Here is a 24,346-nt window from a genome sequence, read left to right as displayed (position 1 = left end):
GTCAAATTTGGTTGCACCGATCTGGGCGGACCCGATCAAAGCTGCACCGAAAGCGTTGCGAGCAAACGGACATCACCGCGCTCTGTCTGGAATGGCGCGCGTTCCAAGGGAACGGCTCCAAAAACATCGAGATAGATTGAACGGCCCAGCGTCGCTCTTAATCCGCCGCCAACCGATGTGATTTGCTGTGTGCCGGCGACATTCTTTGTGCTGACGCTCATCAAATCAAAGAACACGTAAGGCTGGAACGCCTTCCCGCCGGGCACTTCCGGAATCAGCGATCCATAGGCAAATTCGACCTGACCGCCGTACCCGCTATCGCCAATCACGGCGCCAGGATCAAAGCCGCGACCCGAAGTGTAGTTGCCGCCTGAAAGTTGCTCGTAGCTAACCAGAGCATCAGGCGAATACTGGAAGCGCGGGCGGAGCCTCATCAAGATTTGCGGGCTAGGCCGATAGTCAATCTGCAACTCACCCCGCACGGCAAAGCCAGTGGGATCAGCATCAAGGCGCGATGGAGGCACTACCCCCGGTGCGAGGCAATTCACGAAGCCGACACCGCAACCTTCGCTCGCACCAAGAGCGCCGATGCCTTGCCGCAGTTCGACCGCACCTGCGAGACCGTATTTCGGCTCGACCGAGGAATACCCGTCAACTCCGGCTAGGCTGGCGGCGTCGACCGAATTGAATTCAACACGCGCAAATGCAACCCGCACATTGTCTTCGCTCAACGGCAGACCGCTGAAGTCAACATTCTGATCCACCAGTTCAAAGCCAAACCGGCCATAAAGGTTTGCAGTTTGCGTGCGGACGAATGGATATGCCGCATAGATCGTCCCAATCAACGTTTCGGAATCGAATAAATCATCGCCGACAACATCGGGTGTCGACCATGCGAAAGTCACGTTGCCGCCTAATGTCAGTCCGTCGCTGCCGAGCCGCATTTCGTGCCCGACTTGAACGACGTTCTGCTCTTCGATGTCTACCGTTGAGTAGAGACTAATTGTGGTCTGATCCGCGAGGCCGGTCAGACCGTTCAGACGGACCCTTCCAAATGCACCAAAGCGCCCGACCGATTGCGAACCGAAGTTTTGCGCCGTCGCATCAAATTGAACCGGATCGCGCACAACGTTGAAAATGCCGACGACATCGCCGGGCTGCGCTCCGCTTTCGCGCGGGGCAGGTTGCATCACAAGCCGCACGTCCAAACCGGGAATATCGCGCGCGAGCAGCAAATACCGCTCGGCCTGCTTGACGTTGAAAACGGGTTCTTCGGTTAGACGGTTCACATAGTTTTGCAGCGCCGAACTGGACCGGCCCGCATCGCCGCGGATCTGCACCGATGTCATCCGCGCAAGTACGACGTCGAAATCAACCTGGCCGTCTTCAATCTCCTGCACGGGAACCCGGACCACAGCCAAGTAGCCCGCATCTCGCAAAATGTCGGACGCGCGGTCACGAATGTCGCATATCGCCGAAACCGAAAGTTCATTGCCTACGAGGTCAGCATAGGATGGCGTAACCATTCCGGCATCAATTGCGTCGAGACCGGAGAAGTTCGCGCCAGTGAAAGTGAATTTCAAATCGGCGAATTCTGGTCCTGCCAAAGGACATGGTGGACCCGCAACGGCGCCTTCCACCGCAACCGGATCGCCTTCGGCCTGGAGACTCGGATCTAATAAGTCCCGCTGAATTTCTTCGCGCGTTTGAGCCTGGGCGCTAGCAGATGCCAAGACACCCATCACCGCCATTGCTGACAAAGATACGCGCAATATAGATTTCATTGTTGGATCCTGTTTTCGGCCCTTGGCCAACGCATGATTTCTCATTGCCCACCCACCATCTGCATCGGTGCGGAACCATTACGGGCAAGGCTTGGCGTATCGGAAAGAAGCGGACGAGAAGCGTCACCGATCACCGCAAAACCCGCCCAATAATATGGGTGCGAAGTCTCGACCTCGTTCATCAGGATCGTCTGTGACTGTCGCAGTGCATCACCGATATTCTCGACTTTGCCGCGCCGGAACATTTCGGCCATCAGACGCTCGGTTGCGTCATAATCATCTGGCGCGGGCCAATGGCTCGCCAAAACCGCCCTGCCACCTGCGCCAATGAACGCCCTTACCAGCCCATCAAGCGCGGTGCCTCCGCCGGTGGAAACACCGGCAGCGCGCGTGGCTTCAATGCTGGCTTCACCAGCGGTGTCGCAAGCCGAAAGGATGACGATATCCGCGTCAAGATTGAGGTCAAAAATCTCCTCAAACGTGAGCAAACCATCAGAGGTGCCCCCGCCAAAAGAGGTCAGCAGTGCTGGCTTCGCCGGACAATTTGGATTGGGCGGAGTTACCAGCCCGTGCGTCGCGAAATGCAGCACGCGGAACTCGTCGAGATCGTCTTTCGCGATGATCTGACTATCGGTGAAATTCGCACCGGTGATCAATTGCGATTGCGCTTCGCCTATCAGGTTTGAGGCGATCACGAGCTCAGCATCATCAATCGGATTGTTCCAAAGCGACGCGCCCCATCCGCAATCCAGCCCATCGGGCACTTCTGCGGCGCCTCTCACGCTGGAAGCTTGCTGCGGACGTGCATCTCCAAGAGGTATATTTTTGCCCATGCCCAGATACTGACGGGCAGCTTTGGACCGCTCGACCTTGCGCGAGTCCACAAATGCCTGCGCCGAAACTGCTGTGCTGACATTCATCGATTTCGCCATCCAGTTCACACCGGTGAAATCGAACGGATCCGCGTCGGGATCATCCATACGCGCTTCGTAGCGATCGACAGAGGCATCATCTGCAACGAGGATATCGACAGGCATTCTGAGCATCGCGCCATCGGGTTCAAAGATCAGATGGTCGATATTCGCGAGTTCGCCGGCAATCGGATCGAAAAGCGATTTGTAAAGCGCCCGCGCTTCGCGCACTTCATATGGATAGGTAACATACCGCCCGTTCTCGATGCTGGAGATCGAGGCTCGAAGAATATCAACTTGATACTCCAAGTCTTCGATGGACAGATCGACACGGTATGCCTTCGACGTGTTTCTGTCGGCGTAGAACATAAAGATATCGCCGCCTACCATCGCAAGCCGTGCGTAAGCCTCGTCCGGTTTCAACGCCGCACGGAATTCCGCCAACTCAAGCGACGGTGGGGCAACCACGCGATATTGCGGATAATCATTGAGTTTTACCTGAGTGTTCAACTGCGCACGCTCAAGGGAGTCAATCCGGGCAACAAGCTCAGTCAATTCCTGCTGATTGGCAGCTGTAGGGGATGCCTTGCTGATTGTTTCAAATCGGATGCGCGCGCGCTCAATATCCCGTCCAAGGTCGATCGATTGGCGGAACAAGCGCGCCGCTTCATCGGAGTTTGCACTTAGCTCCCGCGCTAGGATTGCCTGCGTTTCGGCAACCCCCGGACGGACCAGCACTTGCGCTGCTTTGAAGAACGCTTCGGCAGCCGCCGGATCGCCTTGTACGCGCGGGGCAAGGGTGCGGTAATACGGGTTCAACTGGTTGGCGAAGCCCGTCACGGCATTGCGTTTGCCGACCGCACGATCAATCACGCGGCCATACAACTCCATCGCTTCGCCTTCGCGGTCCTGTCTGAGCAGAAACGCTGCCAAGCGCGCTTCGACCGCGCTAACCGCGCGGCGCTCCGGATATTGCGTCTGAACGAGAGACAGGCTGTTGCGCAAATAGGTATCAGCATCGCCCACCCGCCCTTCTCGCTCCGCAATCAGAGCAAGGTCAGCAAGAACTTGCGACCGCAACCGCGTTATCGTCGTCACTCTGCCATCACGTACACCGATCGCCTGACGATAGGCAGCGACAAGATCACGGGTTGCACCTGCATTGTCACCATTGATGCGGAGCGCGGTGCCTCGAATTTGCAACGCCTGCGCATCGATGATTTCCGCCCGCTCACCCGGGGTCAGCTTCAATTCGTCGACGATGCCCAGCAGAGAGCCGCCAGCCTGCGTCTGGTTGATCCGTTCGGATAGCGGCAGTGTAATCGCGAGAGTGCCATCTTGCTCCGCGGCACCAAGTGCGCGCCCCTCAATCGCTTGCCCTAACCGGTCGACAGCTTGCGATACCAGACCTTGGTTGAGCAGGTGGATCGCTTCAAAATTGCGCTGCAACCGGCTTGTGATTGGATCATCCGCCGTAAAATCGCGCGCCTGCTCGAACAGCCGTGTGGCAACGCTAAATTCACCCAAATTGCTCTTTTGCAAGGCGCGATTGACGTAAAACTCGCCTGGGTTGATGTCAGATTCGTCGCTATCTTCAAGCCGTTGCTGAAGCGTTTCGAAATAGGCCGCAGCTTCGGCATATTCGCCGCCAAGGTTGCGGCGATATCCCTCTGCCAATGCCTGTTCGGGTTTCAGCGATTCCGCCTGAACGCGCGCGAAGGAAAGCGGATCGGAAACGGAGGTCGAAGCCGCATCAATCGTGCCCTTTGCAATCGTGTCTTCGAGTACCGATTTAAGCGCGAGGATGGTTGCGTCATCGAAGGCAGCGAAGCCTTCGGCAACGTAAGTCATGCCGCCCGACTGGATGGTTATATCGCTCCACGCGAGCTGCGTATCGCGAACCGTGCAATTGTCTTTGCGCGCTCCGACAATGCCATCCACGGGCAGAGTTTCAACCGGACCGCAATCCACGCCAAATCGGCGCATATCATTCAGTTTCGCAATCGTGGCTGCGGAATAGTCTTTGAAGGCGAACACCTCGGCAATCGGTTGAGGATTGTCGCGGCAAACCACCGCCCAGCGGCGATCAAAAATGCTCTGTTTGGCAGGGTTTTCAACGCTGCGATCCTGCACCTGACACAAAATGCCATTGCCATCGCCAATTGGAAAACTGTCTCGGGTAAGTACCTTGCCGGATTGCGCAGAAAGGGCCGCGCCCATTATCGCAGACGCACCCAGAGCCGTGAATATTCCAAACGCAATTCGTCTCACAAACAAGTCCCCCCCAAGGACTGAAACACCGCGCAAACCCGCGAGCGTTTCTATGTGCGACGCCTCAACTCTTTTGTTTTGTTAGAGGCCTTCTTACCGGATGAGTCGAGTCGGGGATTGTAAAAAACCGCATGAATCGGGGGTTTGGGTCAAAAGAAGACATTTTCGCCGGATTTCTGCGGGTTTGCGCCGCTTGGGAAGGGCTATTCCCAGCCGAGAAACTTCACCTGCTCATCCAAGGGCACGCGCTCGCGCTCGAACGTGTTCAGCGGAGCATCGGGATCGCGATATCCGATCGCCATGCCGCAAAAAAGCATATAGCGATCATGGTCGAGACCCAGATGATCGCGGATCACATTGGCATAAAGCGCCATATATTCCTGAAAGCAGCAATCCAGCCCCTCTTCGCGCAGCAACATGGCAATCGTCTGGAGCCACATTCCGGTGTCGGACCACTGCGCCTCTTTCATCAGGCGCGGGAAATAGGCGAACAGAACGACCGGCGCATCGAAGCTGGTGGCATTGCGCATCATCGCCTTCATCCGCCCCTCGCCATCATCGCGTGCGATGTTCATGGAGCCGAACATGCCTTTGGAGACGGCATTGAGGCGCTGCTTGTAGGCATCCTCTTCACCCGGCGCGGTCCAGTCATATTCGGCCTGCTGCGGCGGCGTGGTGGTGATTTTGGCCTGAAGCTCCTTAAGCGGCTCGCCCGTCAGAACGGCGGCCTCCCAAGGTTGATAATTGCACCCCGAAGGTGCCCAGCGCGCCGTGTCCATCACCCGGCGGATCGTTTCGAGATCGACCGGTTGATCCGTGAACATGCGGATCGAACGGCGGGATTTGACGGCTTCGGTTACGTTCATTCGGGAAAAGTCCTTGTCACTTCAATCTTGCCGACGATGGCAGCATTGAATTCATCCAACTCTTCGGCTGGTATCCAATATTCAGCATGTTCCTTGCCGCCAGCCAGTTGCACATCGTACTTATCAAGATGGTCCTTGCGCACTTCGAAGCGTGTCACATAGCCGCTGCCGCTTGCGCGGACATTCCAATCTCTCGCTATTTTTATAGCGTATTCCTCAGTCGTGACAGGATAGAAGATCGGCTGTTCCGGCAAACGAGGTGGCCAGATTTTCCAGTTAGACTCTTCGACCAGCTTGAGTTCTTCAGGCCCCGTTGGCCTCCACAGTGTCACAGTTTCAGTCACCGCCGTCCCTTACTCTTCTCATCCTCAAACAGCTCCGCAAGCTGCTCCATGATCGTGCCGCCGAGTTGCTCAACGTCCATGATCGTCACCGCGCGGCGGTAATACCGCGTTACGTCGTGGCCGATGCCGATGGCGACGAGCTGGACGGGCGAAACGTTTTCGATCCACTCGATCACGCTGCGCAGATGTGCTTCGAGATAGCCTGCGCTGTTCACGCTCAGCGTGCTGTCATCCACCGGCGCGCCATCTGAGATCACCATCAGGATGCGGCGTTCTTCGGGGCGGTAGATCAGGCGGGAATGCGCCCACATCAGCGCCTCTCCGTCGATGTTTTCTTTGAGCAAGCCTTCACGCATCATCAGGCCGAGATTGCGGCGCGCGCGGCGCCATGGCTCATCAGCCTGTTTGTAAATGATGTGGCGCAAATCATTGAGGCGCCCCGGATTTTGCGGTTTGCCATCGGCCAGCCACGCCTCGCGGCTCTGCCCGCCTTTCCATGCCCGGGTCGTAAAGCCGAGGATCTCGGTCTTCACGCCGCAGCGCTCCAAAGTGCGCGCCAGAATGTCTGCGCTGATCGCAGCGATGCTGATCGGGCGACCACGCATGGAGCCGGAATTGTCAATCAACAGCGTGACGACCGTATCCTTGAAATCGATGTCGCGCTCGACCTTGTAAGACAGCGCTGTGCCCGGCGAGACAACCACGCGGGAAAGGCGCGCCGCGTCCAGAACGCCTTCTTCCTGATCGAAATCCCAACTGCGGTTTTGCTGCGCCATCAGGCGGCGCTGCAAACGGTTGGCGAGGCGCGTGACGACACCCTGCAAGCCCGTCAGTTGGCTATCGAGATAAGAGCGCAGCCGGTCCAATTCTTCGGCATCGCACAGCTCGGGCGCTTCGATCTCTTCGTCGAATTTGTCGGTGAAGTAATCGTAGCCGAGGCCATCGGGAATGTCGGTTTGCGGACGGTTGGGACGGACGGGCGCGTTGGAGGCATCGCCTTCTTCGCCCGGCTCGCATTCCTGCATTTCATCCTCGGCGGACATGTCGCTATCCGCGTCGCCCTCACCTTCGCCTTCGGCCATTTCGCCGGCCATTTCGGCGCTTTGCGGGTCGGCGTCGCCTTCCTCCTGGTCGTCGCTTGGCTGGTCTTCGTTCTGGCCGTCATCCTCGTCGCCATCATCGCTGGCTTCGTCTTCGGGGTTTTCCATGGGCCGGGTGAGGTCCAACTCGCGCAGCATATTCAGCGCGAGCTGCTGGAAGGCTTCCTGATCATCAAGCTGGTCGAAAAGCGCGCCGAACTCTTTGCCCACTTTGCCTTCGATGGCACCGCGAACCAGCCCGATGCCAGCCTGCGCGCGTTTCGGGATTGGCTCACCGGTAAGTCGTTCGCGAAGCAGCAGTGAAAGTGCAGTGGGCAGCGGCACATCGGACGAATCCTGAGCGCGCAGAATTTCATCACCGTTCAGACGCTGTTCGCTGGCGGAGACAAGATTGCCCCGAATACCATCAAACCGGTTTGCACCCAGCGCCTCATAACGCACTTGCTCAATCGCATCGTAGCAAGCCCGCGCGACCGGCTCTGGCGGCGCATTTACTGCATGCAAGCCAGCATTGTGGTGACGCAGTTTCAGCGCAAAACTATCGGCAAAGCCGCGCGCTTCGGTGACTTGCTCTGCAGGAAGATCACGACCCGGCAGCGGTACGCGAAAGCGGTTACCCGCCGCGCCCGGTACGTCCGCGCTCCACGCGACCTCAACCTCGGCATCTTTCGCGATTGCCCGCGAAGCGCCCGTCAAAGCCTGCTTAAAAGTATCGAGAGGAGATTCTTCGGCCATTGAGTGGCAGATAGGGACTTACCCGCCAACACGCTAGCCGATAGTTTGGCCAGTCTTTTCCCAATCCTTCAGGAATCCTTCGATGCCTTTGTCGGTGAGGACGTGCTTAAACAAAGCGTGGATCACTTTTGGCGGGGCTGTCATCACATCTGCGCCGATCTTCGCGCTTTCGAGAACGTGGGTCACGTGGCGCACACTGGCGACCAGGATTTCAGTTTCAAAGCCGTAATTGTCGTAAATCAGGCGAATGTCTTCGATCAGGTCCATCCCGTCAAAGCCGTTATCATCGTGACGGCCCACGAATGGCGAGATGAACGTTGCGCCCGCTTTTGCCGCTAGCAATGCCTGGTTGGCGGAGAAGCAGAGCGTAACGTTGACCATTGTCCCATCGCTGGTGAGCGCTTTGCAGGTCTTCAAACCGTCGACCGTAAGCGGCACCTTGATGCAGACATTGTCCGCAATTTTGCGAAGAACTTCCGCCTCTTTCATCATCGTGGCGTGATCAAGCGCAACGACTTCAGCGCTAACCGGACCATCGGTCAGCCCGCAGATTTCGCGCGTGACTTCCATAAAGTCGCGGCCCGATTTTGCGATGAGCGAAGGATTGGTCGTTACACCGTCCAACAGGCCCGTCGCGGCCAGATCTTTGATCTCATCAATTTCGGCTGTGTCGGCAAAGAATTTCATAGCGGCGCTACTCCCGTGACCTGTTTCGATTCGTTGACAGCGGGATGGCACAGCGCAGCGTGAGTCGCCAGATGCGCCAGAACGGTATCACCCTGCAATTTGCTAACCAGCCGAGGTAATGGCTTTAGATCGACCCGCCCACACCAAACACTCCGATCAGGACAGGGTCGCCAGTCGAGCGCGGGTCAGAGCGGATGGCGGCTTCTTCTGTGCCGATCTCGGTCCAGATCGCATCGTCGATATTGCCAGCCAATCGCCCTGCAATACCGCTGATATCCGCACCAGTCGTCGCATCGATCAATTGCCCAACCAGCGGATCAGACGCGATCCGGATCGCATCGCCCAGTTCCGGCACCATTGTGTCAATCAACCTTCCGCCCAGCTCCCCGCGCAGAGCCTGTGTCGCTGCTTTCGGCCCGCCTCGCACCAGTTCAATCGCGTTGCGAAGACCGATCGCGCGAACGGCCTCTGTCACGACCGGCGCTGCACGGTACGAGCCTTCAATGGCAATGTCGGCGAAGGCGTCTTCAAGGCGATCCTTGAACAAGGTCGAGGTCAGGATACGCGACAGTACATCGCCGCGCGTGCCGAGCAGGTTGCCGAGCCCCAAACGCGCGACCTGATCATCCCAATATCCATCTGGCGAGGTAAGCCGTGCAAAAGCGCGCTCGCTCGAAAGCAGCAACAATCTGCGCACCGCCTCTGTCAGGCTAAAGCCAGGCAGAGTCGAACATGCGGGCAAAGCCAACAGCGCCGCAGCCGCCGCGCCGCCCTTCAAAATTGTCCGGCGACCCAGCGCCTTTTGATCAAGCCCGTTCATATCCATCATCTCGTTCCTTGTCGTTTGCCCCGCTTGCCCCCCATATTGGCGAGCACACATGAACCGCGTCCGTCTTCTCGTCCTCAATGCCGCGCTCGGCTCGCTGGATTACAGCGTGCCGGATGGCGTGCATGTGGAGCCCGGAAGCGTTGTTATCGCACCTCTCGGCCCGCGGAAAGTCACCGGCATCGTTTGGGACGAAGGAAGGTTGCCCGGCGCGGACTTTGACCTCAGCAAATTGCGCCCCATCCTCGAAGTTGTGGACGTTCCGCCGCTCGCCGAACCGCTCAGGCGATTGATTGAGTGGACCGCCGACTATTATTGCGCGGCCCTAGCAAGCGTGGCGCGGATGGTCCTGTCCAGCGGCGGCGCTCTTGGCGGGCCGACAACCACGACGGAATACCGTTTAAGCGGGGGCACTCCTGAACGGATGACACCGCAGCGTGCGGCCGCAATTGATGCACTCGAAGGCGAACAGGGCATCATCCGTGAGCTCGCGAGTATCGCAGGCGTTTCCGAAGGGGTGCTGCGCGGTCTCGTGAACCAAGGCGTGATTGAGCCTGTCACCGTCGCCATCGACCGCCCCTACCCACCCGCAGATCCAGATTTCCATCAGCCGGCTTTGTCGGCGGATCAGTTGGATGTGGCCAAGCGGATGGTCAAAGCGGTCGAGGCAAAGGAATACGCGCCAATCCTGCTCGACGGGGTGACTGGATCAGGCAAGACCGAAACCTATTTTGAACCCGTCGCGGAGGCGATCCGGCTAGGACGTCAGGTGCTCGTGCTGCTTCCCGAAATCGCTTTGACCGAGAACTTTCTTGTGCGGTTCGAACAACGTTTCGGCAGCGCACCCGTCCTGTGGCATTCCTCGCTCAAATCAACCGAGCGCCGCCGGGCATGGCGAGCCATTTCCCAAGGCACAGCCCAGGTTATCGTTGGGGCGCGCTCAGCCTTGTTTCTCCCCTACGCCAATCTCGGCCTGATCGTCGTCGACGAAGCGCATGAGGTGAGCTTCAAACAGGATGACGGCGTTCGGTATAACGCCCGCGATGTGTCTGTAATGCGCGCGCGTTTCGAGAGTATTCCGGTGGTGCTCGCGAGCGCTACTCCTGCGCTGGAAAGCCTGCACATGGCGTCCACGGGCACATACGAACTGATGGAATTGCCCAGCCGTTTTGGCGGCGCACAGCTGCCGGAAATCAAGCTGGTCAATCTGACGGAAGAAAAACCCGCAAGCGGGCGCTGGCTTTCCGTACCTATTATCAACGCACTTGAAGATCGGCTGGCGAAAGGCGAACAATCGCTACTGTTTCTCAATCGTCGTGGCTATGCCCCGCTAACGCTCTGCCGGAATTGCGGGCACCGTTTCCAGTGTCCCAATTGCAGTGCATGGCTGGTTGAACACCGCCTGTCCGCGCGGCTCGCCTGCCACCATTGCGGGCTGGAGACCAAGGTTCCTGATGAATGCCCCGATTGCGGCGAAGGCGACTGCCTTGTCGCATGCGGCCCTGGTGTGGAGCGCATCGCTGATGAAGTCGGCGAGCTGTTCCCCGAGGCCCGCGTAGCCGTCGCCACGTCCGACACGCTCGGCAATCCCGAACGCGCCGCCGAATTTATCGCGCAGGCAGAGGCGAAAGCGATTGACGTTATAGTCGGCACGCAGCTGGTCACTAAAGGTTTTCACTTCCCCGAACTGACTTTAGTCGGCGTGGTCGATGCGGATCTCGGTCTGGAAGGTGGCGATCTGCGCGCAGCAGAGCGCACCTATCAGCAGGTCGCGCAGGTCGCGGGCCGCGCAGGACGCGGAGCCAAGCCCGGCGAAGTGCTGATCCAGACGCGCCATCCCGATGCCCCCGTCATCGCTGCGCTGGCCAACGGAGACCGCGACGCGTTTTATGCTGCCGAAACGGAATCTCGCCGGGATGCAGGCGCCCCGCCCTTTGGCCGCTGGGCCGCAATCATCATTTCAAGCGAAGATGAAAAGGAAGCGCGGGAAGCGGCTAACCGGCTAGGCGACACCCGCCCCAAGCGCGAAGATCTTTACATCCTCGGACCGGCCCCTGCACCCCTTGCTCTGCTTCGTGGGCGCTACCGCTACCGCTTCCTCGTAAACGCCCGCCGCAGCGCGAATTTGCAAAAGACATTGCGCGAATGGTTGGATGCGCACCAATTCCCGCCGGGTGTTAGAGTAGGTGTGGATATTGATCCTTACAGCTTTGTTTAAGGCACGAAATGCCGTCTCATTCATTTGTGCTGCATGGCTAAACAACCGATCCTTATCCCCATCCTTGGCGACCAACTGACCCGGACGCTCGCATCCCTTAAGGGGCGAGCCAAAGACAACACCGTCATCCTGATGATGGAGGTTTGGGACGAGGCGACTTACGTCAAACATCACAAGCAAAAGATCGTACTGATCTTTTCTGCAATGCGGCACTTTGCGGCTGAGCTCAGCGAAGCCGGATGGACGGTCGATTACGTAAAGCTGGACGATCCCGACAATGCGGGCAGCTTCACAGGAGAGGTTGTTCGCGCGATCGAACGACACAATCCGAGCGCCGTGCATATCGTCGAAGCGGGCGAATGGCGGGTGCAGCAGGCAATTGAGGAATGGCCTGATAAATTCGCCTGCAATGTCGAGATTTTGCCCGATGATCGCTTCCTTTGCCCGCACAGCGAATTTCGCGATTGGGCTGAGGGTCGCAAGCATCTGACCATGGAGCATTTCTACCGCGAAATGCGCAAGAAGACGGGCATCCTTATGACGGAGGATGGCAAACCGAAAGGCGGCGACTGGAATTACGACAAAGACAACCGTGAACCGCCCAAAGGCGACCTTGATCCACCGCCAGTGCCGAAGTTTGATCCAGACGATATCACGTCCGAAGTGATCAAACTGGTTGGCGAGAAATTCTCCGACCATTTCGGCGATCTCGAACCGTTTGGCTGGCCCGTCACCCGCGCTGAGGCCGAACAAGCGGCTGATGCCTTCTTTGCCGAGCGGATCGAGAAGTTCGGCCCCTATCAGGATGCGATGGTTCACGGGTCGGATGACATGTTTCACTCCATGCTTTCGACCAGCATCAATTGCGGGCTGCTTGATCCAATGGAGCTGTGCGAGCGCGCAGAACAAGCTTACGAAGATGGCAAAGCCCCGCTCAATTCAGTCGAGGGCTTCATCCGCCAGATCATCGGCTGGCGCGAATATATTCGCGGGTTCTATTGGCTCCACATGCCGGGACTGGAAAGCGACAATAAACTTAACGCGCAGCGCGCTTTGCCGGAGTTTTTCTGGACCGGCGAAACCGATATGCGGTGCCTGTCCGATTGCATTCGTTCGACCCGCGAAAATGCCCATGCGCACCATATCCAACGCCTGATGGTGCTCGGCAATTTCTGCCTACTTGCCGGCATCAATCCGCGCGATGTGCAGGATTGGTATCTGGCCGTTTATGCTGATGCCTATGACTGGGTGGAGCTGCCCAATGTTTCCGGCATGATCCTCTACGCCGATGGCGGGAAGCTTGCGACCAAACCTTATGCAGCGAGCGGAAACTACATCAACAAGATGTCGGATTACTGCAAAGAATGTCGCTATTCTGTCAGCAAGAAAACGGGCGACGATGCCTGTCCGTTTAACCCGCTTTACTGGCACTTTATGGACCGCCACCGGGACAGGCTTGCGAGCAATCACCGCATTGGCCGCATCTATTCCAACTGGGACAGGATGGACGAGGAAAAGCGCAGCGATTATCTGGAGAGCGCGGAGAAATTCCTCGACAGTCTTGAACCCGCCAGCAAAGGATGGGCACGCAACTAGTCAGAAAAACGAGGCGCGCATGAAATTCGAACGATCAACGTCGAGCATCTCGGCCCGGCGTTTGGCGCTGTCAGGCCTAGCCGCCGCCACAGCAATGCTTGCGCAGCCTTCCCTCGCCCAAGATAGCGCTGAAGAAACCTCTGCCGACCAAGAGGTCGTGTTTCCTGAAGGAAGCATTTTCGGGATTATCCCTTTTGAAGGGGCGACGGAAGCAGCCGAGTTTACGGGCTTTGCCGATCTCGAAAACAGCGCGACCGTGATGATAAACGAGATACCTCTTGAGGGGTGGGACGAGTTGCTCACGAACTTTTCTCAACCATCGGTGGTGGCGCGGGCCGGGATCACCGCCAGCTCGATCGAAGAACTCGTTATCAATGGTATGCCGGCGCTTCGGATTGCGGGCACGCAAACTATGCAAGGCTCCGAAATCCCGAAATGCCTGTTGCTTGTCAAAGGAAGCGAGAAAGTCGGTTTCCTGACAGCGCAAATTCCATTCAACGACAATTTCGATGGCGATGCGTGCGCGATGATCAAAGGCGTTGCGGAGCGCCCGAAACCAACGCTTACCGATCAATTGAGCGCCCTGCCCTTCGCTTTGAATGATCTGGGCGGGATGAGGATTTCCCAAGTGATGGGCGGATCCAGCGTCGTTTTGACAAAAGGCCCGCTCGATTTGATCAAAGCATCGGAGCAGCCCGCTCTGATTGTTGCCAGTTCTATCGCGCCAAGTGCCTTGGGCGTTGACCGGATGCAATTCTCTGAACGTGCCCTCCAGACACTGGTTTCCTATTCACCAGACGCAACAATCGAGAGCGCTGAGTTTGTGTTCAATGATTTGCCAGCGACACGGATCATTAAAACAGGAACCGACAGCGAGACGGATGAAGATGTCCGGCTTGTTCAATGGGTCGTGTTCAAGCCTGACGGAAACTACATCCGTTTGATCGGTATAAGCGCCGCTGATCAATGGGCTGACACATATCCCAATTTCAGCACCGTTTTCGCCGGTTTGGAAATCGACGCTGCTGCGCCTTAGTCAATTGCAACCTGCACTCATAACTACGATCTGGAGCCAACAATGCTGACCGTTCACCACCTTCGTATTTCGCAATCGGAACGCATCGTCTGGCTGTGTGAGGAACTGGGCCTCGAATACGATCTCAAACTTTATAATCGCGATCCGGAAACGCGGCTGGCTCCGGCTGAGCTAAAGGCGCTGCACCCGATGGAGATTGCGCCCTTGATGGAAGATGGCGACACCTTGCTTGGTGAAAGCGGCGCGATTGTCGATTACATCATCGGCAAATACGCGCCCGATACCGATCTGGTGCCGGGCGCAGACCACCCGGATTTCGCCGATCATCTGTACTGGTTCCATTTTGCCAACGCGACCTTGATGACCAATGGCATGATGAGCATTGCGGTGAACGCTGTGGGCGCGGAAATGCCGCCACCTTTGATGAAGCGGATCACCAATGCATGGGAAGCGATTGAGCGCCGCCTTGGCGAGACCGATTATTTCGGCGGATCGCAGCTGACAACGGCTGACATAATGCTTGGCTTCTCGCTCACAACGGCGCGCGCGTTCAACGACATGAGCATCGATCATATGCCGAACCTGAAAGCGTATCTTCAGCGGATCGGAGCGCGCGAAGCCTATCAGCGGGCGATGGCAAAAGCGGAACCGGGATTCCCTCCAAAGCTTGATTGATTAGCCTGTAGGACCTGCATGACAAATCAGGCCATGTGTCATGCAGGTCCTACAGCCCAAAGCTCTGAATTTTCTCAACAAGCATCAAAAGACCACACATGACACTTGTCCAACAGGGCAAGGGTCATCGCCTCTACAGGCGTCCGGCACGCACGCGGATCAACAATAGGAAAGAGCCGCTACGGGGCTAGCAAGCCTACGCGAAGTAGGAAAACCTGCGGGCCCCATCCCTGAAGCCAAAGCGCGACTTTTGCCCTCGATTCCGCGCATAGCCTCATCTGATCCGCAAAATGAGTCGGGTGGTCGCGGATCACGTGCATGGTCAAAATCGCTTGATAGCGTGCCACCGCTGTCCTTGACGGTGCTTAAATCCGGTTAACCTTGTCTTTAAGCGCTGAGTAAACCAAGCTCGTCGAGGGAGAGGGATCGGAAGCCTGAACAAGGTTGGGGTATTATGACGGAATTGGATACGGGTGCGCCCGCTGGCGTTCAGCTGGACCTGGACGAAGAGTGCGGCGCAGAGCCGCTGACTGCTTACGAAGACAATTCCGGCGCAGTGACTTCGACCAAGGCCGCAACAGTAAGCGCAGCTGCGCTCGCGGTTGCCGCATGCGGCGGCGGCGGTGGCAGCGGTTCGAATGGCGCACCGCCAACAACCGGCACACCCCCAACTGCTCCGCCGGTCGTCCGCAAGCCCGAAACAGACGCAGACGCGTCTCGCTTTCTTCAACAAGCCTCTTTCGCGGTAAGCACAGGCGCAATCCAGCAAGTGCGCGACGAAGGGTACGAACCGTGGCTGAACCGCCAGATGAACGCTTCGAACTCGCAAAGCGCGCGGCAATTCTTCGCAACCCGCGGATACGATGCAGTCGACAGCAATCGTTATTACTTTTCCCGCGGGATCGGCGATCAGATGATCTGGTCACAATTACTCAACGGCGGAAGCAGCGTTCGTAAACGTGCCGCGCTTGCGCTGTCTGAATTTTTTGTGGTTTCCCTCAATAGCATTAGCATCACCTGGCGCAGCCAAGCGATCGGGGAATACTGGGATATTCTGAACCGCCGCGCCTTTGGCAATTTCCGCGATTTGATGGAAGACATCTCCCTCAATCCCGCAATGGGCGTGTTTCTCAACACATTGGGTAATCGCCGTGCCGACCCGAGTACGGGCCGGGTCCCCGATGAGAATTACGGCCGCGAAATCATGCAGTTGTTTTCCATCGGCCTGTTTGAGCTCAATCAGGATGGTACGGTCAGAACATCCGGCGGGAACCCTATCGAAACGTACACCAATGATGATGTGACGGGCATCGCCAAGGTCTTCACAGGGTACGATTACGATTTCACTGGGATTAGCTTCACAGCGGAACCGGGCAATCCGAACTTTCGGGTTCCCGACCCCGATTATGCGCGTCAGCCAATGACTGCCGATCAATCGCGCTGGCGTTTCCCGCGCAACAACGGGTTTCATTCCGAAGAAGAGAAGACCTTTCTGGGTCTGACTATTCCGGCAGGGACCAATGCTGCCGACAGTTTGCGGCTGGCACTCGATCACCTGTTCAATCATCCAAATGTCGGGCCGTTCTTTGCCAAACAGATGATTCAACGGCTGGTCACCAGCAACCCTTCGCCTGCCTATGTGAGCCGCGTGGCTGCCGTGTTCGATAACAATGGCAGCGGCACTCGGGGCGATCTGCGCGCGGTGTTCAAGGCGATCCTGCTGGACGACGAAGCGCTTGAACCAAGCAATGCGAACAATCCGGCTTTCGGTAAACTGCGCGAGCCGATGCTGAGATTCACCCAGCTTGCCCGAACATTTGGTGTAAGTTCGAACAGCGGCAATTGGGAAGTTCGCGAGTTATCCGATCCTGCCAGCCGTTTGGGACAGTCACCTTTGCGCCCGCCATCGGTCTTCAACTTCTTCAGGCCCACCTATTTCCCCAATGGCTCACAGGCAGCGGACAACAATCTGCTGGCGCCTGAATTTCAGCTGGTCAACGAAACCTCGGTCGCAGGCTACGTCAATTTCATGGAGCGCGCGGTAGATACGTCCAGCTTCCTTTTCCGCGATCTGCAGATGGATTACTCGGCAGAGATTGCCATTGCCGATGACAGTCAGGCCCTGCTCGATCGATTGGACCTGTTGCTGACCGCGAACCAGCTCAGCTCGGGCATTCGCGACATTGTGAAATCGGCGATGGATGATGTGTCGGTCACTGCTGCCAGCTCCGATGCAGACAAGTTGCGGCGGGTTCATATCGGGGTGCTGCTGATCATGGCTTCCACCGATTATCTGGTACAGAAATAAGAGAGGCGGCAGTCATGTATATCGGCAAAGCATCCGAACTTTCGCGCCGCGCTTTTATGCGCCGCACCAGTCAATTGGCGGCGATGGGCGCAGCGTCTTCCTACGCGATGGGCCTCGCCGGTCTGAGCGAGGCGGCAGCCTTTTCCAATGCAGGAGGCTATAAAGCGCTGGTCTGCGTCTTCCTTTATGGCGGCAATGATCATGGCAATACGCTGATCCCGTTCGATGCCACCAACTATGCGCGCTATTCCAACATCCGCGGCGGCGGTGGATCGGAAGCAGGCGGCGGCATTGCCCTGCCCCGCGCATCGCTGGCGGGCTCCGTTCTGGCCACTCCAAACGACCAGACTTTGACCGACGACATCACCTATGCACTCGCGCCGACGATGCCGCGTTTGAAGCAGCGGTTTGATGAAGGAGCGATGGCTCCAATCCTGAATGTCGGCCCGCTCGTCGCGCCGCTGACCCGTGCGCAATATGACAACAACTCTGTACCGCGCCCTGCCAAACTGTTCTCGCACAATGATCAGCAATCGACCTGGCAAAGTTCACAGCCGGAAGGGTCGCCGACTGGCTGGGGCGGACGGATGGGCGATCTCGCTCTGACGTCGAACACGAACTCGATGTTCACCGCGATCAATGTCAGCGGCAACGCCGTTTTCCTGAGCGGTGAGAACGCGGTGCCTTATCAAGTATCCCCATCGGGAGCGACATTGTTCCGGCCGCTCAATCGCAATCGTCTGTTCAATTCCAGCGCCGCAGCGGGCGCGCTCGATCAAATTCTGCGTAGCGGTTCGGGCAACATTCTTGCCGCCGACCACGCGCATATAAACGACCGATCGATCCAGTATGGTCAGTTCGTCAATGATGCTCTGAGCAACTCAAGTCTCGGAACTGTTTTCCCGGACGGCAACGGTCTCGCCGCGCAATTGCGCACGGTCGCCAATTTGATCGCATCCCGGAGTTCTTTGGGCGTAACGCGGCAGGTGTTCCTCGTCGCGGCGGGTGGTTTTGACAATCATGACGGTTTGATTGGGCAGCACGAAGGGCTGCTAGCTAGTGTCGATGCCGCGATGGATGCGTTTTACCAATCGACAATCGAGATGGGCATCGCGGATCAGGTTACGACCTTCACCGCGTCAGATTTCGGACGCACGCTGGCCTCGAACGGTGACGGGTCCGACCATGGCTGGGGCAGCTTCCACTTTGCGATGGGCGGCGGTGTGAATGGCGGGCGCTTTTATGGCCGCGCGCCATCGGTCTCGGTCGAAACAGCAGACCAGGTTGGCCGTGGCCGCTTGCTTCCAACCACTTCGGTGGACGAGTATTCGGCAACGCTGGCCACGTGGTTCGGGGTCTCGCCGAGCGAGCTTCCAAGCATTTCGCCCAATATCGGACGCTTCGCTTCGCCTGACCTTGGCTTTATGACGAAACCGCAACCGGCGACGACATAGCTTTTACTTGCTCAGCGCCGCCTTTGCATTGTCGGCCACCGCTTCCATGGCCGCTCGCCATGGGCCAGGTCCGTAACTGATCCGGGCCACGCCCAGTTTAGCCAGCTCCGAATTGCTGACCATGCCATCCAGCCGCATGACGTTGACGGGCATGTTCACCCGTTCGCAGAGAGAGGCGATCAAGGATGGATCACTGAGACCAGGCGCGAAGAGGCAACCCGCGCCCGCTTTGCCATAAATCGCCGCGCGTTCGGCGGCGGCGTCGACCAGCTCGATACGGTTGGGGTCCTCCCCCGCCATCAGCGGCGCAAGAAACAGATCGGTTCTGGCATTGACGAACAGGCCCGCATCGCTCGCCGCCGAGATCCGCGCAGCTTGCCCAGCTGGATCGCGCAAACCGCCTGAAGGGAGCAGCCTGTCTTCAAGATTGCAACCGATAGCCCCAGCCTCGATCAAAGCAGCTGCGTTCGATGCAATATCATCAGGACTGTCCGCAAAGCCGGTTTCAATATCGACGCTGAGCGGCAGATCAATGACCGAAGCGATCTGTCGCACAGTTTTGAGAAGCACCTCAAATGGAATGCCCTCCCCGTCATCGAAACCCTGCGCGCCAGCCAAAGCCAGACTGCCTGTGGCGATGGCGCTGGCACCGGAACTCGCGATGGCTTTCGCGCTACCAGCGTCCCAGCAATTGAATAGGATAAGCGGCGCGCCGGCTTTATGCAGCGCGGCAAAATCATTTTTGGTCATATCTATTGGCTTTCGCGTTTGAGTAATTCGGCCTTGATCTCGGGCCCATAGGCATAGCCACCAACACCACCACTGGCAGGCACGACGCGATGGCACGGGATCAGCACGGCGATGTTGTTGGCACCATTTGCACTTCCCACAGCGCGGCTGGCTTTAGGATTGCCCAGCATAGCCGCTTGCTCACCATAACTGCGCGTTTCGCCAGCGGGTATTTGGCGCAATGCCTCCCAACAACGCTGCTGGAAAGCCGTGCCCTTCACATCGAGCGGTATGGCCGAAGCATCATTCGAAGGTTCCTCAACCGCCGCGACAACCTGATCAAACAGCGCGCGAAAATCCTCGCCGCCTTCGACCAGTTCTGCCTTGGGGAACCTAGCGCGCAGCTCAGGCTCGCCTTCGCCAAAGGAAAGGCAGCACACGCCCTTTTCGGTCGCTGCGACCAGCATTTCACCCAGAGAAGTCGTTATCACGCTCCAATGGATTTGGCGCCCCTTCCCGCCATCGCGCCAGTCGCTCGCCTGCATTCCCAATCGTCCTTTTGTGTTGGCATAAAACCGCGAAGGCGCGGAATAGCCTGCATCATACAGCGCGTCTGTCACGCTGGCTCCATCTTCCAAAGCGCCGCGCACTTTTTCCTCTCGCAAAGCCCGTGCGAAAGCTGCCGGAGAAAGGCCTACGGTGCGTTTGAACAACCGCTGGAAGTGCGTGGGTGAATAGCCGGTTAGGTCGGCTAATTGATCCAGTGTCTGCGAACCATCGGCGCGGATTGCTGCAATCGCGGCGAGCACACAGGCTTCCTCCGCGCTTTGTGTGTTAGGCGAACATCGCTTGCAGGCTCGAAGCCCCGCCGCCTCTGCATCTTCGTGGTTCGCATAGAATTTGACGTTTTTGCGCAGCGGCGCGCGCGCTGGGCAACTTGGGCGGCAATAAATACCCGTCGAATGTACGCCGGTGACAAAAGCACCATCGTACCGACGGTCTTTTGCAAGCGCGATTTGCCAGCGATCATCGTCCGAAAGCGTGCCTGAATGGATGCGTTGGTCTGTCATGCGCTGGTTCTGAAGGTTTTTGTCCAATGCTCCATCCCGAACCTTGTGCTCAATAGCAAAGCGTCAATCGAAAGCAGTCACTTTGGCGCGATCATTCCCGAAACAGCGCGGCTGCGTGCTTTCATCGATTCGACTGTCGCGCCGCTGGCCACACGAGCATAGGAATGGACGAACAAATGGCGGTTGCCGATAAGAGTGCCGCATGAACCGACATAGACCGGCTCTTTGCGGCCATCGCTGAATGTTACAAGCAATTCTCCGCCCAGATAGGCACATTGATCATCTGATCCGCGATACCCGAACTTGACAATGGCGATATCACGGTCTCCTTCGGTTTCATCGCGCATATCAACATAGCCGCGCTTTTCACCGCTCTGAATGGGGTTTGCTTGTTTCAATTCCTCCGCCAACCCTGCGAGGAATTCAGCCTTCGGTAGCTCAACGGGATCGAGCCCGCGCGGCGCTTTGACCAAGATATAATCCTCTTCAAAAGTGCCGCATCGCTGAAGATCGACCGGAGTGACGTTGCGTGTATCGCCGGTCGCATATTGCAGTGCGATCTCCGCATATTCGCCTTCTGGTTCACAAAACCCCTCAGGCACTGTCACGGTGAACAGATCATCGCTGATGGCGAAGTCTAGTTCAGGCTCCTGCGCAGCCAATGGGCCAGCGATCATAGTCGCGGCCACCGCGGATACAGCACCTAAAAACCTGCGAACTGTCATAGAAACCCTCTTTGACTCATCGGGAGCCATTGCGCCCTTACACACAGCATCATCGACCCATTGTTTTGCAAGGGCAATGATCACTCCTTAATAGCTTAGCAGAATGACCCAATCTGTGCACAATCTGACCCGCCTTGCTCACAACGCCTTAAACGCGTTCTGCTGTACCCTTGCTGTATTGCTGGGTGTTATGGCCTCGCCAGCCCTCGCCGATTCCGGCGATGTTGATGCGGCGGCGCGCGGTGTTGTCCGCGTGGTGTTGATCAACCAAGCCGGAGAGGAACTGGTTCCTGTTACCCACGGCAGCGGATTTGCCGTCACTTCGAACCGGATCGTCACCAACGCCCACGTCATCCGCGAGGCTTTGCAGGACGACACCCTACGCATCGGGATCGTGCCGAGTGAAGGATCGGACAGCGCGTTTGCCCGCCCCGTGGCGGTTAGCCCGCGCAATGATCTTGCCTTGCTAGAGATTGTCGATTCCAGCCTGCGACTGCCTCCTTTGACTATCGCAGGCGGCGCAACAAGCGGGTTCGGTGAGGTTTCGGCGGTGGGCTATCCGATGAATGTCGATCTCGCGCAGGGTCTGGAAATCAGCGATATTTTCAGTGCGCAGCCGCCCGTAAAAAGCCGAGGGTTTTTGTCCGGTGAACGGCCCAGCCGCCAGTTTGACACAATCCTGCACACAGCCCCGATTGCACGGGGCAATTCCGGTGGGCCGCTTCTGGATGGGTGCGGACGTGTGCTTGGCGTCAATTCCTTTGGCGCGGATTCAGATGGGTCCGATGCCGAGTTTTACTTCGCTGTGTCCCTGCGCGAATTGCTGCCGTTCCTGCGCGAGAACGATATTGAGCCGCGCACCAATGCGCTGCCATGCCGATCTATCGAAGAGCTCAACGCCGCCGAACGCGCGCGCTTTGATGCGGAGCGTGCCGAAGCACAGGCAAGGATTGATGCGCGAGAGGCAAGCTTGCGCGAAGCCAAAGCCGAAGCACGGATAAAAGCGCAACTCGAAGTGATGGAAGAACGCGACAATGCGATGGCCATGGCGCTTATCCTGCTGCTCGTCGGCATTGGCGCGGGCTACACAGCCACCCAGTTGCGCGCACAAGGCCGCACTGATCCCGAGAATTACCCGAACGCCCAAACCCGTTCGATGATCGCAGGCGGGATTGCGGGTGCAGCCTTTATCGGGACCGTGCTCGTTTGGGCCACGCGGCCGGGCTATGACGAGATTGAAGACCGCGTCGCAGCCGCTTTGGAAGAAGCAGAAGGCGGCGGCGATGATGGCAGCCAGCCTATCTCGCTTGCTGGCGATGGATCGCTGATCTGCACGCTTGTACCCGAACGCAGCCGGATCACCGGGGCGCGAACCGATGATGTCGAGTTTTCATGGGGTGCAGACGGCTGCGTCAATGAACGGACTCAATACGGGATGAGCGGCAGTGAATGGTCCCGGGTGTTTGTGCCGGGTGATGAAGCAGCGGTGTCGGTCAACACTTACGACCCGCAAACGCGCATTTTCAGAACCGACCGGTTCCTGTTGAGCCGCGCCGATATGGAAGCCGCGCGCGAGGTGCGCCGTGGCTACACTCCGCCTGCGTGCGGCGTAACCGATGCAGCGCGAATTCTGGGCGAACAGCAATCAAGCGTGATCGCGCAATTGCCGAACCGACCGAATGAACGGCTCGTCTACACATGCGAATCGGCGGCAACGGCTGGAGCAGCTGAATAATAGAGCTAAGGCCTGATCTATCTTGAACGATAGATCGGGTATAGAAGACGCTATGCAAACTCTTTCCAAACTCGCCATTGGCCTGATCGCCCTGCTCCACCTTTATATCGCGTGGTTCGAGATGTTCGCTTGGACGACGCGCGGGCCGAAGGTGTTTGCCTCTTTTCCTACCGAGCTGTTTGAGCCGACCACCGCGATGGCGGCCAATCAAGGTCTGTATAATGCCTTTTTGGCAATGGGCCTGATCTGGTCGCTCACAATCAAAGACTCGCAGTGGCGGTTCAAGGTCGCAATGTGCTTCCTGATCTTCGTCGCGGTTGCGGGTGTGTTTGGTGCGGCGACCGTCTCACCGCGCATTGTGGTGGTTCAGACGGTCCCCGCAGTCATCGCGATGGTTCTGGCCGCGCTTGCCTATCGGCAAACGCGCAGCGACACTTAAGCCGCCAGCGCCTCACCCGACAGCGTGATGCGGTGCATCTCGCGGCGATGACCGGCATAATCGTTGATCGCATTGTGCCAGCTGGTCCGGTTATCCCAGATCGCAACCGTACCGGGCTTCCATTGAAGGCGGCAGCGATTGTCATCCATCACAGCGGCATCAAGCAGCTTCTGCAGTAGCGGCATGCTTTCTTCGCGGGTCTGACCAACAAAGTGGATTGTGAAGCCGCCATTCACATAAAGAAGCTTCCGGCCCGTTTGCGGGTGACGGATCACAACGGGGTGGATCGCACCGGTTTTCAGATCCTGACCGCGAAGATTCTTGCCCATGTCGGTCTGCGCATAGAGACCATCGGCCTTATATACATGGTCAGCGGTGTGGAACGCCTCAAGGTTCTCGATCTCGGCTTTGATGTCATCCGGCAGCGCATCATAGGCTGCGCCCATGTGAGCCCATTCGGTGTCGCCCCCGCTCGGCGGAAGATCGCGCGCGACCAAGACAGAGCCCATCGCAGGGATTTGGTCATAGGAATGGTCAGTGTGCCACGCCCCGCCGATATTGGTAGATTCGTGCGCCTCTTTCTTTACGAGCGCGATTTCCGGGAATGCCTCGTTAAGCGGGAAATAGTTGTTCACATCGATCCCGCCCCAACGGCGGCCAAAATTGATGTGATCCTCAGGCGAGAAATCCTGATCACGGAAAACCGCAACGCCGTGCTCATAAATAGTCTGCTTGATCTGATCCATCTCGGCGTCGCTGCATGACGCGAGCGAAACGCCGGAAACTTCCACACCGCATTTCGGGGCCATTGGTGTCAGTTGCATGATTCTCTCCCAA

General features: G+C 57.7%; 19 protein-coding genes. 8 read left to right on the top strand and 11 right to left on the bottom strand.

The annotated features are described in order from the left end of the window. Positions 1-35 precede the first annotated feature (35 nt). The 7 genes from MWU39_RS04375 to MWU39_RS04345 all read right to left on the bottom strand — a co-directional run bounded on the left by MWU39_RS04375 (position 36) and on the right by MWU39_RS04345 (position 9,527). The gene (locus MWU39_RS04375; protein ID WP_247158754.1) at positions 36-1,784 is read right to left on the bottom strand and encodes a ShlB/FhaC/HecB family hemolysin secretion/activation protein; all 1,749 of its coding nucleotides are present in this window, start codon (positions 1,782-1,784) and stop codon (positions 36-38) included. A gap of 41 nt (positions 1,785-1,825) precedes the next feature. Continuing rightward, a complete protein-coding gene (locus MWU39_RS14585; RefSeq protein ID WP_247158753.1) occupies positions 1,826-4,966 on the bottom strand; it encodes a CHAT domain-containing protein in 3,141 nt (1,046 codons plus the stop codon). A 203-nt stretch (positions 4,967-5,169) separates the two neighbouring features. Continuing rightward, a complete protein-coding gene (locus MWU39_RS04365) occupies positions 5,170-5,832 on the bottom strand; it encodes a nitroreductase (protein WP_247158752.1) in 663 nt (220 codons plus the stop codon). Then, positions 5,829-6,176 (bottom strand): hypothetical protein, encoded by a 348-nt coding sequence (locus MWU39_RS04360; protein WP_247158751.1) that lies wholly within the window; start codon positions 6,174-6,176, stop codon positions 5,829-5,831. Before MWU39_RS04360 ends, MWU39_RS04365 begins: the two co-directional genes overlap by 4 nt. Beyond that, complete coding sequence (gene cobT, locus MWU39_RS04355; protein WP_247158750.1) at positions 6,173-8,011, bottom strand: cobaltochelatase subunit CobT; 1,839 nt, start codon at positions 8,009-8,011, stop codon at positions 6,173-6,175. Before cobT ends, MWU39_RS04360 begins: the two co-directional genes overlap by 4 nt. Positions 8,012-8,044: 33 nt before the next feature. Next, entirely contained in the window at positions 8,045-8,698 is a 654-nt protein-coding gene (fsa, locus tag MWU39_RS04350) for a fructose-6-phosphate aldolase (RefSeq protein WP_247158749.1), read from the bottom strand. Between the two features lie 124 nt (positions 8,699-8,822). Next, entirely contained in the window at positions 8,823-9,527 is a 705-nt protein-coding gene (locus tag MWU39_RS04345) for a DUF4197 domain-containing protein (protein ID WP_348646367.1), read from the bottom strand. Positions 9,528-9,576: 49 nt separating this feature from the next. On the opposite strand from MWU39_RS04345, the gene MWU39_RS04340 reads away from it, so the two are divergent. The 6 genes from MWU39_RS04340 (at position 9,577) to MWU39_RS04315 (ending at position 18,811) form a co-directional block, all read left to right on the top strand. After that, entirely contained in the window at positions 9,577-11,742 is a 2,166-nt protein-coding gene (locus MWU39_RS04340) for a primosomal protein N' (RefSeq protein ID WP_247158748.1), read from the top strand. 33 nt (positions 11,743-11,775) lie between these two features. Beyond that, positions 11,776-13,338: a cryptochrome/photolyase family protein gene (locus tag MWU39_RS04335; RefSeq protein WP_247158747.1), complete on the top strand. Its 1,563-nt coding sequence runs from the start codon at positions 11,776-11,778 to the stop codon at positions 13,336-13,338. Between the two features lie 19 nt (positions 13,339-13,357). Further along, positions 13,358-14,374: a hypothetical protein gene (locus MWU39_RS04330; protein ID WP_247158746.1), complete on the top strand. Its 1,017-nt coding sequence runs from the start codon at positions 13,358-13,360 to the stop codon at positions 14,372-14,374. A gap of 42 nt (positions 14,375-14,416) precedes the next feature. Beyond that, the gene (locus MWU39_RS04325; RefSeq protein WP_247158745.1) at positions 14,417-15,049 is read left to right on the top strand and encodes a glutathione S-transferase; all 633 of its coding nucleotides are present in this window, start codon (positions 14,417-14,419) and stop codon (positions 15,047-15,049) included. A 454-nt stretch (positions 15,050-15,503) separates the two neighbouring features. Further along, positions 15,504-17,357: a DUF1800 family protein gene (locus tag MWU39_RS04320; protein ID WP_247158744.1), complete on the top strand. Its 1,854-nt coding sequence runs from the start codon at positions 15,504-15,506 to the stop codon at positions 17,355-17,357. A 14-nt stretch (positions 17,358-17,371) separates the two neighbouring features. Then, positions 17,372-18,811, top strand: coding sequence for a DUF1501 domain-containing protein (locus tag MWU39_RS04315; RefSeq protein WP_247158743.1), 1,440 nt, complete (start codon positions 17,372-17,374; stop codon positions 18,809-18,811). Between the two features lie 3 nt (positions 18,812-18,814). Here MWU39_RS04315 and MWU39_RS04310 read toward each other — a convergent pair whose 3' ends face one another. From MWU39_RS04310 to MWU39_RS04300, 3 genes are all read right to left on the bottom strand, one after another. Then, positions 18,815-19,561, bottom strand: coding sequence for an isocitrate lyase/phosphoenolpyruvate mutase family protein (locus MWU39_RS04310; protein ID WP_247158742.1), 747 nt, complete (start codon positions 19,559-19,561; stop codon positions 18,815-18,817). A 2-nt stretch (positions 19,562-19,563) separates the two neighbouring features. Beyond that, complete coding sequence (ada, locus tag MWU39_RS04305; RefSeq protein WP_247158741.1) at positions 19,564-20,610, bottom strand: bifunctional DNA-binding transcriptional regulator/O6-methylguanine-DNA methyltransferase Ada; 1,047 nt, start codon at positions 20,608-20,610, stop codon at positions 19,564-19,566. A gap of 77 nt (positions 20,611-20,687) precedes the next feature. Beyond that, positions 20,688-21,335: a hypothetical protein gene (locus MWU39_RS04300; protein ID WP_247158740.1), complete on the bottom strand. Its 648-nt coding sequence runs from the start codon at positions 21,333-21,335 to the stop codon at positions 20,688-20,690. Positions 21,336-21,438: 103 nt separating this feature from the next. On the opposite strand from MWU39_RS04300, the gene MWU39_RS04295 reads away from it, so the two are divergent. Then, complete coding sequence (locus MWU39_RS04295) at positions 21,439-23,070, top strand: trypsin-like peptidase domain-containing protein (RefSeq protein ID WP_247158739.1); 1,632 nt, start codon at positions 21,439-21,441, stop codon at positions 23,068-23,070. Positions 23,071-23,122: 52 nt separating this feature from the next. Next, positions 23,123-23,509 carry a DUF1304 domain-containing protein gene (locus tag MWU39_RS04290; RefSeq protein ID WP_247158738.1) on the top strand — a complete coding sequence of 129 codons (387 nt, stop codon included), beginning with the start codon at positions 23,123-23,125 and terminating at the stop codon, positions 23,507-23,509. Here the strand turns inward: MWU39_RS04290 and MWU39_RS04285 are convergent. Next, complete coding sequence (locus MWU39_RS04285; RefSeq protein ID WP_247158737.1) at positions 23,506-24,333, bottom strand: TauD/TfdA family dioxygenase; 828 nt, start codon at positions 24,331-24,333, stop codon at positions 23,506-23,508. The genes MWU39_RS04290 and MWU39_RS04285 overlap by 4 nt on opposite strands. Between the last annotated feature and the right edge of the window lie 13 nt (positions 24,334-24,346).

The organism is Erythrobacter sp. F6033 (assembly GCF_023016005.1).
GTDB lineage: Bacteria > Pseudomonadota > Alphaproteobacteria > Sphingomonadales > Sphingomonadaceae > Erythrobacter.
This window is presented reverse-complemented; position numbering and strand designations above follow the sequence as displayed.

Excerpts from the sequence above, each read along its gene's own strand:
- MWU39_RS04375 (WP_247158754.1), bottom strand. The coding sequence starts at position 1,784 with ATGAAATCTATATTGCGCGTATCTTTGTCAGCAATGGCGGTGATGGGT.
- MWU39_RS04365 (WP_247158752.1), bottom strand. The coding sequence starts at position 5,832 with ATGAACGTAACCGAAGCCGTCAAATCCCGCCGTTCGATCCGCATGTTC.
- cobT (WP_247158750.1), bottom strand. The coding sequence starts at position 8,011 with ATGGCCGAAGAATCTCCTCTCGATACTTTTAAGCAGGCTTTGACGGGC.
- fsa (WP_247158749.1), bottom strand. The coding sequence starts at position 8,698 with ATGAAATTCTTTGCCGACACAGCCGAAATTGATGAGATCAAAGATCTG.
- MWU39_RS04345 (WP_348646367.1), bottom strand. The coding sequence starts at position 9,527 with ATGATGGATATGAACGGGCTTGATCAAAAGGCGCTGGGTCGCCGGACA.
- MWU39_RS04340 (WP_247158748.1), top strand. The coding sequence starts at position 9,577 with ATGAACCGCGTCCGTCTTCTCGTCCTCAATGCCGCGCTCGGCTCGCTG.
- MWU39_RS04335 (WP_247158747.1), top strand. The coding sequence starts at position 11,776 with ATGGCTAAACAACCGATCCTTATCCCCATCCTTGGCGACCAACTGACC.
- MWU39_RS04330 (WP_247158746.1), top strand. The coding sequence starts at position 13,358 with ATGAAATTCGAACGATCAACGTCGAGCATCTCGGCCCGGCGTTTGGCG.
- MWU39_RS04325 (WP_247158745.1), top strand. The coding sequence starts at position 14,417 with ATGCTGACCGTTCACCACCTTCGTATTTCGCAATCGGAACGCATCGTC.
- MWU39_RS04320 (WP_247158744.1), top strand. The coding sequence starts at position 15,504 with ATGACGGAATTGGATACGGGTGCGCCCGCTGGCGTTCAGCTGGACCTG.
- MWU39_RS04315 (WP_247158743.1), top strand. The coding sequence starts at position 17,372 with ATGTATATCGGCAAAGCATCCGAACTTTCGCGCCGCGCTTTTATGCGC.
- MWU39_RS04310 (WP_247158742.1), bottom strand. The coding sequence starts at position 19,561 with ATGACCAAAAATGATTTTGCCGCGCTGCATAAAGCCGGCGCGCCGCTT.
- ada (WP_247158741.1), bottom strand. The coding sequence starts at position 20,610 with ATGACAGACCAACGCATCCATTCAGGCACGCTTTCGGACGATGATCGC.
- MWU39_RS04300 (WP_247158740.1), bottom strand. The coding sequence starts at position 21,335 with ATGACAGTTCGCAGGTTTTTAGGTGCTGTATCCGCGGTGGCCGCGACT.
- MWU39_RS04295 (WP_247158739.1), top strand. The coding sequence starts at position 21,439 with ATGACCCAATCTGTGCACAATCTGACCCGCCTTGCTCACAACGCCTTA.
- MWU39_RS04290 (WP_247158738.1), top strand. The coding sequence starts at position 23,123 with ATGCAAACTCTTTCCAAACTCGCCATTGGCCTGATCGCCCTGCTCCAC.
- MWU39_RS04285 (WP_247158737.1), bottom strand. The coding sequence starts at position 24,333 with ATGCAACTGACACCAATGGCCCCGAAATGCGGTGTGGAAGTTTCCGGC.